Consider the following 13,255-nt stretch of genomic DNA (forward strand, 5'->3'; position numbering starts at 1 on the left):
CTCGGCGAGGAGCTCAGGAGACCTCGGCGCTGAGCGCGCTCTTCGTCAGCTCGGCCTGGCGGCGGATCTGCCCCAGGACGATCTCGTTGACCCCCTTGGCCTCGAACGTGGCGACCATCCTGTCCATGACCGCGTTCGCCCGCCCGATGTCCCCCTGCCGCGCCTCGGCCCGAGCCAGCCGGCGCATCGCCAGGTTCAGCGTGATGTTGTCGATGCCGGCGTCCCTGGCCACGATTGTCAGGTGCTCGATGCCCTGCTTCGGGTCCGGCGGCCGGACGCGCAGCCGGTTGCCGGGCGTCAGCTCCTTGAACTCCCGCTCCGCGTTGAGCCCCTTGACCAGGCGGGCGTAGACGGCCAGCGGGTGGTCGCCGTACCGGCCGATGACCTCGTCCAGCGCCTCGTTGCCGGAGCGCAGCGCCGGCGAGTCGGAGCCGAGCAGCGAGAACAGCTTGCCCTGGTCCTCGCCCAGCATCAGCTCGGCCACCAGGTGGTCGTCGCGGCTGACCGGGAAGCGCACCCTGACCGGGCAGACGGGGGAGACGATGCGGGAGCCGTCGGCGGCGATGTACTGGGCGCGAATCTGGTACTCGCCGGGGAGCTGGAAGTAGTGGCCGTCCCGGCCGTGCCCGATGTACGCGCTGCGGTAGATGGCCGGGTTGCCCGGGTCCAGGCGGATCTCGGGGGAGGTGTCCACGCAGTGCCGCATCATCGGCCGGTACAGCACCGTCCTGCCGCCGGGCTGCGTGATCGAGACCTGGGTGAACTCCGTGTCGGGGTGCAGGTGGCCGTGCGTCGTGCGCGGCTCGCCCGTGTAGGCGAGCTTGAGCTCCACGACGACGGGCTCGCCCAGCTCGTACGACTCCTTGGCCCGCAGCTCCAGCCGCAGCCCCGAGTGGTCCTCGACAGGCTGCTCGAAGGGGTCGATCTCGGCGGCGCCGGTGCCGAAGGCGTTCGCGCCCATGGCGACGTCGCGGTAGAAGCCGTGGCGCAGGTGGATCAGCTCGGCGTCGGTGAACTGGAAGGGGAAGGCGGCCCAGTAGCCCTGCTCACCGCCGGGGCGGTAGTGCTGCACGTAGTTCATCCACGACAGATCGCCGAAGCCGCCGTTCGGGCCGAGCGGCTGGGGTGGGGTGGCGAGGTTCTTCTGCCAGGAGTGCAGCAGGTTGAAGGCGTGGCCGAGCTCGTGCACGTACGTCCGTAACTGCGCCCGCTGCGCCTGCGGCGTGTCGCCCTTGATCGCGTCGTAGAAGACCGCGGCGCCCTGCCGCTGGTGCGCGTCGTTGTAGTCGAACATGATGCCCCGGTAGCCGCCCACGTGCTTGCTGGCCACCAGCAGCCACAGCCGCCACGCCACCGCGTCACCGAACGCGCCGAAGTGCCGCGTCATCGCGTGGTGCAGCTCCGCGTCGTCCCACGCCAGGTCCGTGCCCGACCCCTCGACCGGGATCACGCCCGGCTCGGCCAGGGTCAGCTCGATGCCCGCCTCCGCGTACGCCGACACCAGGTTCAGCTCCCTGGCCGGCGACCCGGCCGGGCCGGGCAGCGACCCGGTGCGGTAGGCCACGAACGGCGCCGTCCCCACCACCGAGTCCTGCTCCAGCAGCACGCTGCGGAAGTGCGGCGAGACGAACGACACCTGGTAGGTGCGCCCGGCGACCGCGGCCGTCCCGGCCTCCTCGGTGATCGTGACGCTCACGTCGCGCACCGGCGTGGCGAACGTGAAGTCCCCGCGCCCCTGGATCCGCCCCGCCTCCACGGCAGGGGCGTGCACCACGAACGAGCCGACGTAGGAGGTGGTCGCCCCGGCCACCGTGAACAGGTCGCCGCTCACCCGCCCCATGGGCCTGGCCCCGTCGACGTCGATGCGCAGCGCCAGCCGAGAGTCGCCGTCCTGTCCCTGGTACAACCCGCTGATCATGGGAGCTCCCTGGGGGATCGCTGGGGGTTACACCGGGGAGACTTCTCCCACAGGCAGGCCCTGTCAACGACTCCCGCGAACTTCGAGCGCCCCCAGCAACTCCTCCGACGCCCTGGTGATCGCCTCGACGGCCCGGTCGAACGCCTCCGCGTTGTGCGCGGCGGGCGCGCGGAAGCCGGAGATCTTCCTGACGTACTGCAGCGCGGCGGCCCGCACGTCCTCCTCGGTCACGCTCTCGGTGTACGGCGGGCGGAGGGTCTTGATGCTTCTGCACATGCCACTAACCGTAATATCCGATGCGCTGGCTTATCTCCCGCGCGCCCGCGACCAGCGCCGCGCCCACCTCCGCCAGCCGGTCGGGCGTCAGCCGGTAGGAGGGCCCCGAGGCGCTGACCGCGGCCACCACCGACCCGTCGGCGCCCCTGATCGGCGCCGCCACCGCGTTCAGCCCGACCTCCAGCTCCTCCACCGTGGCCGCCCAGCCGCGCTCCCTGATCTCGCCGAGGCGCAATCCCTCCGCCGTGGTGATGGTGTGCGGCGTGTAGCGCTCCAGCTCGGGGCCGAGCTGCAGGACGCCGTGGGCCAGCAGCACCTTGCCGCTGGAGGTGGCGTGGGCGGGCGTGCGCTGCCCGACCCAGTTGTGCCCGCTGATCGCCGCGGGGCCGCGTACCTGGCTGACGTTGACCGCGTCGCCGCCCCGGCCCACCGCGATGTTGACGGTCTCGCCGATCTCCTCCGCCAGCCGCAGGCACACCGGGCGGCTCTCGCGCGACAGGTCGAGCTGCGCGGTGGCGGCCCCGGCCAGCCGTACGACGCCGAACCCGAGCCGGTAGCGCCCGCGGTCGCCGGTCTGCTCCACCAGCCCGCCCTGCTCCAGGGCCGCCAGCAGCCGGAACGCCGTGGACTTGTGCACGTCGAGCTCGGCGGCCAGGTCCGTCACGCGGGTGGCCCCGTCGCGGGCCAGGATCTCCAGGATCGCGATGGCACGATCGACGGACTGAACCGACGTGCTGTTGCCCATAGCGCAACACAATAGCCTCAGCCCGGACCCGGCCCACCGGCTCAGCCCGGACCCGGTTCCCCGGCCTCAGCCCGGAGCCAGCTCACCGCCGAAGTCGAGCGCGATCTTCCGCATGCGCTCGGCCAGGTCGTCGCGGTCCAGCGCGTCGATCCGCTCGGCCGGCCCCGACACCGACATCGCGGCCACCACCCGGTCGCCGTCCCACACGGGCACGGCCAGGCAGTGCACGCCCAGCTCCTCCTCGCCCAGGTCCATGGCGTAGCCACGGCTCCTGACCGTCCCCAGCTCGGCGAGCATGGCGGACACGTCGGTGATCGTGTTGGGGGTGCGGCGCGGCATGCCGGTGCGCTCGAACACGGCGACCGCGTCCGAGGCGGGCCGCCCGGCCAGCAGCACCTTGCCCACCGCCGTGCTGTGCGGCAGCACCCGCCGCCCGACCTCGGCGAACATCCGCAGCCTGCGCGGTGAGGGCACCTGCGCCACGTAGACGACGAAGTCGCCTTCGAGCACGGCCAGGTTCGCGGTCTCGCCGGACAGCTCGACCATCCTGGTCAGGTACGGCTGAGCCCACGCCCCCACCATGCTCTCCGCGATGCCGCCCAGCCGTACCAGGCCGCCGCCCAGGGCGTAACGCCGGTCGGACTCCTGTCGCACGTAGCCGCGGGCGAGCAGGGTCTGCAACAGCCGGTGGATGGTCCCGTACGGCAGCCCGGTCCTGGCGGCGATCTCCGACAGCCCGGCCTCGCCGCCGTGCTCGGCCAGCGCTTCGAGCACGTCCAGCGCCCTTTCCACGGACTGGACGCTCACCGGCCCTCCTCCGCCGGGCAGGCGGGCAGCTCGTCGCGTCCAGGGGCCGGCTCCCCGCGGCCGCTCACAGCATCACTCCCCGCAACGAGGCGTCCAGGACCTCGGCCGTGTGCGCCACCCTGATCGTGGCCCCACCGCGCCGCATGGCGGCGGCGATCTGCATCGTGCAGCCGGGGTTGGCGGAGACCAGCAGCTCGGCGCCGGTCGTGCCGACCGCCCTGGCCTTCCTGTCGCCGAGGTCGCGGGCCGCCTCGGGCTGGAGCAGGTTGTAGGTGCCCGCAGACCCGCAGCAGATGGCCGACTCGGGGATCTCGCGCAGCTCCAGCTCCGGGATCGCGCTCAGCAGCTCGCGCGGCTGCGCCCGCACGCCCTGGGCGTGGGCCAGGTGGCAGGCGTCGTGGTAGGCGACGGTGAGCGGCAGCGGATGCCGCTTGGCCACGGGGCCCAGCTCGGCCAGGTACTCCGACAGGTCCACGACGCGGAACGGGGGCTCGTGCCCCAGCAGCTCGGCGTACTCCTTCATGGAGGAGCCGCACCCGGCCGCGTTCACCACGACGGTGTCCACCCCGGCCCGCTCGAACGCCCTGATCGTCCGGCCCGCCAGCCGCCTGGCCTGCGCGTCGCGCCCGGAGTGCACGCTGAGCGCCCCGCAGCAGCCCTGCTCGGGCGGGACGACCACGTCGCAGCCCTCCAGCGCCAGCACCCGCGCGGTGGCGGCGTTGACCTGCGGGAAGAACTCCCGCTGCACGCACCCGAGCAGCATCCCCACCGTGGCCCGGCGCTCCCCCCTGGCCCTGACCAGGCGCGGCAGGCGCTGCCTGCGCTCCACGCGCGGCGCCAGCGCGGCCATGGCGCCCAGGCTCGGGTTCGCGCGGGCCAGGAACGGCGCCATCCGCTCGGCCAGCCACATCGTCGGCCGCAGCAGCCGCAGCCGACGCGGGTAGGGGAACAGGCTGAACACGATCCCGCGCACCGCCCGGTCCTCCGGCTCGCGCACGTGCTGCCGCTCCACCTCCACCCTGGTCAGCTCGATCAGCCGGTCGTAGCGCACCCCGGACGGGCAGGCCGTCACGCACGCCATGCAGCCCAGGCAGGCGTCGAAGTGCCCGGCCATCTCGGGCGTGATCGGGGTGCCCTCGACGTGCTGCTTCATCAGGTGGATGCGGCCGCGCGGCGAGTCCATCTCCTCGCCCCACAGCGCGTACGTGGGGCAGGTCGGCAGGCAGAACCCGCAGTGCACGCAGTCGTTGATCAGCTTCGGGTCCATCAGATGCCTCCCACGAACCGGCCGGGAGACATCCTGCGCCCCGGGTCGAACCGTTCCTTGACCCGCCGCATCAACGGCAGCCCGCTCACCTGCCCCCACCGGTCGAGCCCGTCGTACGGGGCGGCGAGCACGTGTGCCCGCGCCCGTTCCCGCAGCCGCGCCACGGCGGCCGCCAGCTCGTCCTCGGCGATCTCCCGCCGCGCCTCCAGCAGCACCCGCCCCGAGACGGGCGAGCCCCGCAGCGCCAGCCCGGTCCCGGCCACGGTGTCGAGCACGGCCGCGGTGTCCTTCGGGAGGAACCGCAGCTCGATCAGCACCTCGTCCCGCTCGATCAGCCCCCACCAGGAGGGCTGTTGCGAGGTCGGGGAGCCGCCGCCGATCAGCTCGCGCAACGTCTCCGCCCTGGCCCCGGCCGCCGTGCCCGCCACCAGCGCCGCCAGCGTGAGCGGCCCGCCCGGATCCGGCCAGTCCACCTCCACCGCGCTCGGCTCGGCCTGCGAGGCCGCCAGCGCCGCCGCGACTGGGGCCACCTCGGCGCGATCCAGCTCGGCGACCACCCAGCGGCGGTCGGCCGGCAACGGGTGCAGGCGGAACGTGGCCTCCGCGATGACGCCGAGCGTGCCGTACGAGCCGGTGAAGAGCTTGCCCAGGTCGTATCCCGCGACGTTCTTGACCACCTTGCCGCCGGAACGGGCGATCGTGCCGTCGGGCAGCACCACGGTGATGCCGATGAGCAGGTCGCGGGCGGTGCCGTAGCGGAAGGAACGCGGGCCCGGCAGCGCGACGGCCAGCGTGCCGCCGACCGTCGTGCCCTCGGTGAACGGCACGTCGAGCGCCAGCTCCTGCCCCTTGCCCGCGAGCGTGCCCGCCAGCGCGTCCATGGTGACCCCGGCCTGCGCGCGCACGACCAGGTCGCCCGCGGCGTGCTCCAGGATCTCGTTCATGCAGCACAGGTCGAGCAGCACGTCGCACCGCTCGGGCGGCGGGCCCCAGTGCAGCTTCGTGCCGCCGCCCGCGGGCACCACCGCCAGGTCCCGCTCGGCGCAGGCCCGCAGCACGGCCGCGATCTCCTCGACGGTCTCCGGCAGCGCCACCCAGCGGGGCATCACGCCGCGGACGGCGTCGCCCTCGCCCGCCTGCCTGACCGCCACCCCCTCGATCAAAACTGCTCCGCCTTCCCCGACTCGACCAGCGGATGCACGCCCTTGCGCACGCCCGGCACCTCGCCGCACAGGCGCGGGGTGGGGAACACCTTGCCCGGGTTCGCCAGCCCCCGGGGGTCGAACGCGCACCGGACGAGCTGCATGGTGTCCAGGTCGTCCGCGCTGAACATCTTCGGCATGTACCTGGACTTGTCGACGCCGACCCCGTGCTCGCCCGTGATCGAGCCGCCGTGCTCGATGCACAGGTCGAGTATCGCGCCCGACACCACCTCGGCCCGCTCGCCCGCCCCCGGCTCCGCGTCGTCGAACAGCACCAGCGGGTGCAGGTTGCCGTCACCGGCGTGGAAGACGTTGGCCACCCTGATGCCGTGCTCCGCCGACAGCCGGTCGATGGCGGCCAGCACGGCGGGCAGCGACGTGCGCGGCACCACGCCGTCCTGCACGATGTAGGCCGGGCTGATGCGCCCGACGGCCGCGAACGCCGACTTGCGGCCCCTCCAGATCGCCGCCCGCTCGGCCGGATCGGCCGCCACGCGCAGCTCGAACGCGTTCGCGCAGATCTCCCGGAGCTGGACGAACTGCCGCTCCACCTCGGCGGCCGGCCCGTCCAGCTCCACGATCAGCACCGCGCCCGCGCCCGCGGGGTAGGAGCAGGCCACCGCCGCCTCGGCCGCCTCGATGGCCAGCGCGTCCATCATCTCGATCGCGGCCGGCACGATGCCCGCGCCGATGATCGCCGAGACGGCCTGCCCGCCCTGCTCGATGCTCTCGAACGCGGCCAGCACCGTGGTCACGGCCTCGGGCGCGCGGCACAGCCGTACCGTGATCTTGGTGGCGATGCCCAGCGTGCCCTCCGAGCCGATGAACGCCCCCAGCAGGTCGTAACCCGGGTCCATGCGGTCGAGCGTGACCAGGTCGCCGTCGGGGGTGACGATCTCGCAGGCCTCCACGTGGTTGACGGTGAAGCCGTACTTGAGGCAGTGGGCGCCGCCGGAGTTCTCCGCGACGTTGCCGCCGATCGAGCAGACCTGCTGGCTGGAGGGGTCGGGGGCGTAGTAGTAGCCGCGGTCGCGGACGGCCTCGGTGATGGCCAGGTTCGTGACGCCGGGCTCCACGACCGCGCGGCGGTCGTCCAGGTCGATCTCCAGGATCGCGCGCATCCTGGAGGTGACGATCAGCACGCCGTCCTCGCGCGGGAGCGCGCCCCCCGACAGGCCGGTGCCCGAGCCCCTGGCCACGAAGGGCACGCCGTGCTCGTTGCACAGCCGTACCACCTGGGCGACCTGCTCGGCTGTGCCGGGCAGCACGACCACGCCGGGGGTCGCCCGGTGGTAGGTGAGGCCGTCGCACTCGTACGTACGCAATCGCACCGGATCGGTGATGACCGAATCGGCGGGCAGGAGCGAACGCAGAGCCGCGACCAGCGTGTCCATCATCATCAGATTATTTACGGCATCCGGGCGTAAGCGGGAAGGGTCAGGAACTCGGCGAAGTCGTCGTCCAGCGCCACTTCCTTGAACAGGGCCGTCGCCTGCGCGAATAGCTTGTCGTCGTAACCGGGCTCCATGGCGATCTTCGCCACCTCCTCGGTGATGATCCGCTCGACCAGTTCCTTGGTGACCTGCTGGCCGGTGTCGGCGAGCGTGATGTCGTTGTGGATCCACTGCCAGATCTGCGAGCGGGAGATCTCGGCCGTGGCGGCGTCCTCCATGAGGTTGTGGATGGCGACCGCGCCCAGCCCGCCCATCCAGGCGGCCAGGTAGCGCAGCGCCACGTCCACGTTGTTGCGCAGCCCCGCCTCGGTGATGTCGCCCGGCGTCTCGGAGACGGCCAGCAGCTCGCCGGCCGTCACGCTGACGTCCTCGCGCAGCCGGTCGAGCTGGTTCGGCCGCGAGCCGAGCACGCCGTCGAACACCTCCCGGCAGATCGGCACCAGGTCAGGGTGCGCCACCCAGGACCCGTCGAACCCGTCGCCCGACTCGCGCGTCTTGTCCGCCCGCACCTTCTCCAGCGCCACGGCGTTGACCTCGGGGTCCCTGCGCGAGGGGATGAACGCCGCCATCCCGCCGATGGCGTGCGCGCCGCGCTTGTGGCAGGTGCGCACGAGCAGCTCGGTGTACGCGCGCATGAACGGGGCCGTCATCGTGACCGCGTTCCGCTCGGGCAGCAGGAACTCGCGGCCCCTCGTCCGGAACTTCTTGATCACGCTGAACAGGTAGTCCCAGCGGCCCGCGTTCAGGCCGGCCGAGTGGTCGCGCAGCTCGTAGAGGATCTCCTCCATCTCGAACGCCGCCGGGTACGTCTCGATGAGCACCGTCGCCCTGATCGTGCCGTGGGGGATGCCGAGCAGCTCCTGGGCCCTGGTGAACACGTCGTTCCAGAGCCGCGCCTCCAGGTGCGACTCGATCTTGGGCAGGTAGAAGTACGGGCCCTTGCCCTTGTCGAGCTGCCGCTGGGCGCAGTGGAAGAAGTAGAGCCCGAAGTCGAACAGCGACCCCGCGACCGGCTGCCCGTCGACCTGGGCGTGCTTCTCGTCCAGGTGCCAGCCGCGCGGGCGCACGACGACGGTGGCCAGCTCGCTGTCGGGCTTGAGCGCGTACGCCTTGCCGCCCGTCTCGAAGTCGATCGTGCGGTCGAGCGCGTCGCGCAGGTTGAGGTGGCCGGCCACGCAGTTCTCCCACAGCGGGGAGTTGGCGTCCTCGAAGTCGGCCAGCCACACCTTGGCGCCGGAGTTGAGCGCGTTGATGGTCATCTTCTTGTCGACGGGGCCGGTGATCTCGACGCGGCGGTCCTCCAGGCCGGGCGCCGGGGGCGCGACCTGCCAGTCGCTCTCCCTGATCTCCTTCGTCTCCGGCAGGAAGTCGAGCATGCCGCCCGCCGACAGCTCCGCCTGGCGCGCCTGGCGGGCCTCCAGCAGCTCCAGCCGCCTGGCGCCGAACTCCCGCTGGAGAGCCGCCACGAAGTCGAGCGCCTCCGGCGTGAGGATCTCGTCGAACCGGTCGAGCATCGGGCCGGTGATCTCCATGGGACCTCTTTCCGTATCGTGGAAAATGAGTTCTGGATTATGGAAGTGAAATTACTCCCCTGACCTCCAGGGGTCAAAGGTTGGGGTTCGCCTGGGGTCATCCCCGATGTGGGCGGAGGGGGTCGCGCGACACCATCTCTTCCATGAAGACCATCGCGCTCGCGGCCGGACTGCTGGCCTCCGCCGCACTGCTGACCGGCTGCGGGCTGGCCGACCTCGCCCAGCCGAGCACGTCGGAGTCGGCCTCGTACCAGGTGACGGAGAAGGTCACCAAGCTCCAGCTCAACAGCAACGCGGGCGACGCCGTGGTCACCGAGACCGGCGGCACCGCCGTGCGCGTCGTGGAGACCCTGCGCTGGCGCGGCGAGGGCAGCAAGCCCAGGCCCGAGCACAAGGTCGAGGGCGAGACGTTGCTCATGACGTACACGTGCCCGTCGGACTGGGGCGCGGGCTGCAGCGTCGACTACAAGATCGAGATCCCCAAGGGACTCTCCGTCGACCTGGAGACCGGCTCGGGCAACCTCACGCTCAGGAACCTCACCGGGCCCATCGACGTGAGCGCCGGCTCCGGCGACGTGGACGCCGCCGGGCTCGCGGGCAAGCAGGTGTCCGCGGACGTGGGCTCGGGGAACCTCGAGCTCAAGTACGTCTCCGCGCCCGACAGCGCCCGGCTGAAGGCCGGATCGGGCGACATCACGCTCAGCGTCCCCGACGGCGCCTATGACGTGAAGTCCGACGTGGGCTCCGGTGACACCGCCGTGACGGTCAGGAACGACACCTCCTCCACGCACAAGATCTCGCTGACCGCGGGTTCGGGGGACATCACCGTCAAGCCTGCTTGACTCGATAACTAGGTGATTGTGCCGCGGATGTCGTGCCACCATCGTGGGAAGACACCGAGGTGTTCAGACGTTCCCTAATAGAGATGACACGAATGCACGAAAACTCCGAGCTCGACGCGTTCGAGACCGGCGACATGGACCTCGAGGATCGCCAGGCGCTCCGCCGCGTGGCGGGCCTCTCCACCGAACTCCAGGATGTCTCCGAGGTCGAGTACCGTCAGCTGCGGCTCGAACGGGTCGTCCTCGTCGGCGTCTGGACCTCCGGCACCGCGGAAGACGCCGACAACTCCCTGCTCGAGCTGAAGCTCCTGGCCGAGACGGCCGGGTCGCAGGTGCTCGACGGGCTCATCCAGCGCCGCCAGAAGCCCGACCCGGCCACCTACATCGGCTCCGGCAAGGCCCTGGAGCTGCGCGACGTCGTCGAGTCCAGCGGCGCCGACACCGTGATCTGCGACGGTGAGCTGACCCCTGGGCAGCTCCGCCAGCTCGAGGACATCGTCAAGGTCAAGGTCATCGACCGGACCGCGCTGATCCTCGACATCTTCGCCCAGCACGCCAAGAGCCGTGAGGGCAAGGCCCAGGTCGAGCTGGCGCAGCTGTCGTACCTGCTGCCGCGCCTGCGCGGCTGGGGTGGCAACCTGTCCCGGCAGGTCGGCGGTCGCGCCGCGGGCGGCGTCGGCATCGGCGGCCGCGGCCCCGGTGAGACCAAGATCGAGCTGGACCGCCGGCGCATCCGCGAGCGCATGTCCAAGCTGCGCCGGCAGATCAGCGGCATGTCCACCTCGCGCGAGACCATGCGCCACCGGCGCCAGCGCCGCGAGGTGCCCGCCGTGGCCATCGCCGGCTACACCAACGCCGGCAAGTCCTCGCTGCTCAACCGCGTCACGGGCGCGGGCGTGCTGGTGGAGGACGCGCTGTTCGCCACCCTCGACCCGACCGTACGCCGCGCGCGCACGCCGGAGGGCAGGCTGTTCACGATCGCCGACACCGTCGGCTTCGTCCGGCACCTGCCGCACCAGCTCGTCGAGGCGTTCCGGTCCACGCTGGAGGAGGTCGCGGACGCCGACCTGATCCTGCACGTCGTGGACGGGTCGCATCCCGACCCCGAGGGGCAGCTCGCGGCCGTGCGGGAGGTGTTCGCCGACATCGCCGGCGCCTCCGAGATCCCCGAGATCGTGGTGATCAACAAGGCGGACGCGGCCGATCAGGAGGTGCTGGACCGGATCGCGCGGCGTGAGCGCGACAGCATCGTGGTGTCCGCCCGTACGGGCAAGGGCATCCCCGCGCTGATGGACCTCATCGAGGAGCGGCTGCCGCGGCTCGACCACGAGGTGCATCTGCTGGTGCCGTACGAGCGGGGGGATCTCATCTCGCGGGCCCACCGGGAGGGCGAGGTGCTCTCGGTGGACCACGTGGAGGACGGGACGGTCCTGCACGCCAGGGTCCTGCCCAGCCTGTCGCAGGAGTTGCTGCGCGTGGGCAAGCCCGTGGAGCGGGTCTCCTAGGAGCCTGTCCGTCCGGTGGCCCGGCCTGTCATGGCCGGGCCACTTGCGTGGCGGGCATTACTCGCCGCAAATCGCGCACGCCTACCCAAAAGCGGCAGTGGTCCCAGAACCCTGGGATTGCTAGGATTGGCCAGACCTAACGTTGGTCTGGCCTTGGGTTTGGGTTCTGGTTTCATGGTGGCTGAGGGTGTGAACGTCGTCAGCGGGAGCCGTGGGGACAAGACAGGGCTGCGTGATGGTTGGGATGAATGGTCTTTCTTCCGAATAACCCTGTACAGCAGCCCAACATGTGAAATAACGTAACTGAACTGAAATCGCCGGATCATGACTCCGGCGATACGGTCACCGCACAACTCGATGCGGAAGAGCAGGAGACCCCCCATGTCGTCCGGACCCGGAGCGGACTCAGTGGGCGCGGCACAGGCCGTGCGCTGGGCAGCGCGCTCGCGCGGGGGGTCGTGCAGGGTGGTGATGCGGTGACCGTCCGACTCCTGACCAACATCGGCCGCCTGTGGACCGGCAACGAGGTCCTCAGCAACGCCGCCATCCTGGTGCACAACGACCGCATCGCCTGGGTCGGCCGCGCGCCGGACCTTCCCCAGAGCGTGCCCGGTGTGGTCGATGACATCGTCGACGTCGACCACGTCGAGAACCTCGGCGGCGCCCTGGTCACGCCCGGCCTCATCGACGCCCACACGCACCCCGTCTACGCCGGCAACCGCTACGCCGAGCTGGCCATCCGCACGGGCGGCTCCACCTCCGCCTCGATCACCGCGGCGGGCGGCGGCGTGGGCTCCACCGTCACCGTGACCCGCGGCACCGACCCGTGGACCCTGTGCAACGGCGTACGCGAGCGGCTGCGCAGCTGGCTGCTCAGCGGCACCACGACCGTCGAGGCCAAGACCGGCTACCACCTCACCCGCGACGGCGAGCTCGCCGACGTGCGGCTCCTGCGCGAGCTGGAGAAGGAGCCGATGATGCCGCGGGTGCACGTCACGTTCCTGGCCGCGCACGTGGTGCCGCCGGAGTACTTCGGCAGGCAGCGCGAGTACGTCGAGGCCGTGGGCGCCTGGTGCGCCGACGCGGCCGCGGCGGGCGCCGACAGCGTGGACGTCTACTGCGACGAGGGGTACTTCACCACCGAGGAGTCCCGCTGGGTCCTCGCCTCGGGCCGCAACGTCGGCCTGCTGCCGCGCATCCACGCGGGCATCTTCAGCCGCCGCGGCGCCGTCCAGCTGGCCGCCGAGCTCGGCTGCGCGTCGGCCGACGGGCTCCACCACATGTCCGACGAGGACATCGCGATCATGTCGCGCTACGGCGTGCCCGCCGTCGTCTGCCCCGCCACCGCCCTCCAGCGCGGCCACCTCCCGCCGGTCCGCCAGATGATCAAGCACGGCGTGCAGATCGCCCTCGGCAGCGACCACAACCCCGGCTACTGCGGCATCACCTCGATGTCCCTGGTCGTCGCCATGGCGGTGTCGGCGTTCGGGATGAGCGTCAACGACGCCCTGCGCGCGGCCACCCTCGGCGGCGCCACCGTCCTCGGCGCGCCCGACCGCGGCGTGCTGGCTCCCGGCCGGCTGGCGGACATCGTCCAGTGGGACGCCGACCACGAGGGCGCCTTCGCCTGGTCCTTCGGGCTGAAGCCGCGGCGGGTGTGGCGGGGTGGGACACCCGTTCAGTAGTTAGATTCGGGTTATGTCGCCC

At 71.6% G+C, this 13,255-nt stretch carries 11 protein-coding genes; 3 read left to right on the top strand and 8 right to left on the bottom strand.

The features are described 5' to 3' along the window. Positions 1–13 precede the first annotated feature (13 nt). The 8 genes from AB0I79_RS11575 to aceB all read right to left on the bottom strand — a co-directional run bounded on the left by AB0I79_RS11575 (position 14) and on the right by aceB (position 9,201). A complete protein-coding gene (locus AB0I79_RS11575; RefSeq protein WP_357870475.1) occupies positions 14–1,918 on the bottom strand; it encodes a hypothetical protein in 1,905 nt (634 codons plus the stop codon). A 63-nt stretch (positions 1,919–1,981) separates the two neighbouring features. Then, positions 1,982–2,194 (bottom strand): DUF2277 domain-containing protein, encoded by a 213-nt coding sequence (locus AB0I79_RS11580; RefSeq protein WP_080041988.1) that lies wholly within the window; start codon positions 2,192–2,194, stop codon positions 1,982–1,984. A gap of 4 nt (positions 2,195–2,198) precedes the next feature. Continuing rightward, a complete protein-coding gene (locus AB0I79_RS11585) occupies positions 2,199–2,939 on the bottom strand; it encodes an IclR family transcriptional regulator (RefSeq protein WP_357870478.1) in 741 nt (246 codons plus the stop codon). 66 nt (positions 2,940–3,005) lie between these two features. Next, a complete protein-coding gene (locus AB0I79_RS11590; RefSeq protein WP_357870481.1) occupies positions 3,006–3,746 on the bottom strand; it encodes an IclR family transcriptional regulator in 741 nt (246 codons plus the stop codon). 64 nt (positions 3,747–3,810) lie between these two features. Continuing rightward, positions 3,811–5,013: a heterodisulfide reductase-related iron-sulfur binding cluster gene (locus AB0I79_RS11595; protein WP_357870484.1), complete on the bottom strand. Its 1,203-nt coding sequence runs from the start codon at positions 5,011–5,013 to the stop codon at positions 3,811–3,813. Then, positions 5,013–6,176 carry an FAD-binding oxidoreductase gene (locus AB0I79_RS11600; protein ID WP_357870487.1) on the bottom strand — a complete coding sequence of 388 codons (1,164 nt, stop codon included), beginning with the start codon at positions 6,174–6,176 and terminating at the stop codon, positions 5,013–5,015. Before AB0I79_RS11600 ends, AB0I79_RS11595 begins: the two co-directional genes overlap by 1 nt. Next, positions 6,173–7,609 (bottom strand): FAD-linked oxidase C-terminal domain-containing protein, encoded by a 1,437-nt coding sequence (locus AB0I79_RS11605; RefSeq protein ID WP_357871638.1) that lies wholly within the window; start codon positions 7,607–7,609, stop codon positions 6,173–6,175. The genes AB0I79_RS11600 and AB0I79_RS11605 overlap by 4 nt, the downstream gene beginning before the upstream one ends. Positions 7,610–7,623: 14 nt before the next feature. After that, positions 7,624–9,201 carry a malate synthase A gene (gene aceB, locus AB0I79_RS11610; protein ID WP_357870490.1) on the bottom strand — a complete coding sequence of 526 codons (1,578 nt, stop codon included), beginning with the start codon at positions 9,199–9,201 and terminating at the stop codon, positions 7,624–7,626. A 143-nt stretch (positions 9,202–9,344) separates the two neighbouring features. Between aceB and AB0I79_RS11615 the strand changes: the two genes are divergently transcribed. The 3 genes from AB0I79_RS11615 to hutI all read left to right on the top strand — a co-directional run bounded on the left by AB0I79_RS11615 (position 9,345) and on the right by hutI (position 13,233). Beyond that, complete coding sequence (locus tag AB0I79_RS11615; RefSeq protein ID WP_357870493.1) at positions 9,345–10,043, top strand: DUF4097 family beta strand repeat-containing protein; 699 nt, start codon at positions 9,345–9,347, stop codon at positions 10,041–10,043. Positions 10,044–10,135: 92 nt separating this feature from the next. Next, positions 10,136–11,548: a GTPase HflX gene (gene hflX, locus AB0I79_RS11620; RefSeq protein WP_357870496.1), complete on the top strand. Its 1,413-nt coding sequence runs from the start codon at positions 10,136–10,138 to the stop codon at positions 11,546–11,548. A gap of 476 nt (positions 11,549–12,024) precedes the next feature. Then, complete coding sequence (hutI, locus tag AB0I79_RS11625; RefSeq protein ID WP_148439280.1) at positions 12,025–13,233, top strand: imidazolonepropionase; 1,209 nt, start codon at positions 12,025–12,027, stop codon at positions 13,231–13,233. The last annotated feature ends 22 nt before the right edge of the window (positions 13,234–13,255 follow it).

The organism is Nonomuraea sp. NPDC050202 (genome assembly GCF_040656115.1).
Lineage (GTDB): Bacteria > Actinomycetota > Actinomycetes > Streptosporangiales > Streptosporangiaceae > Nonomuraea.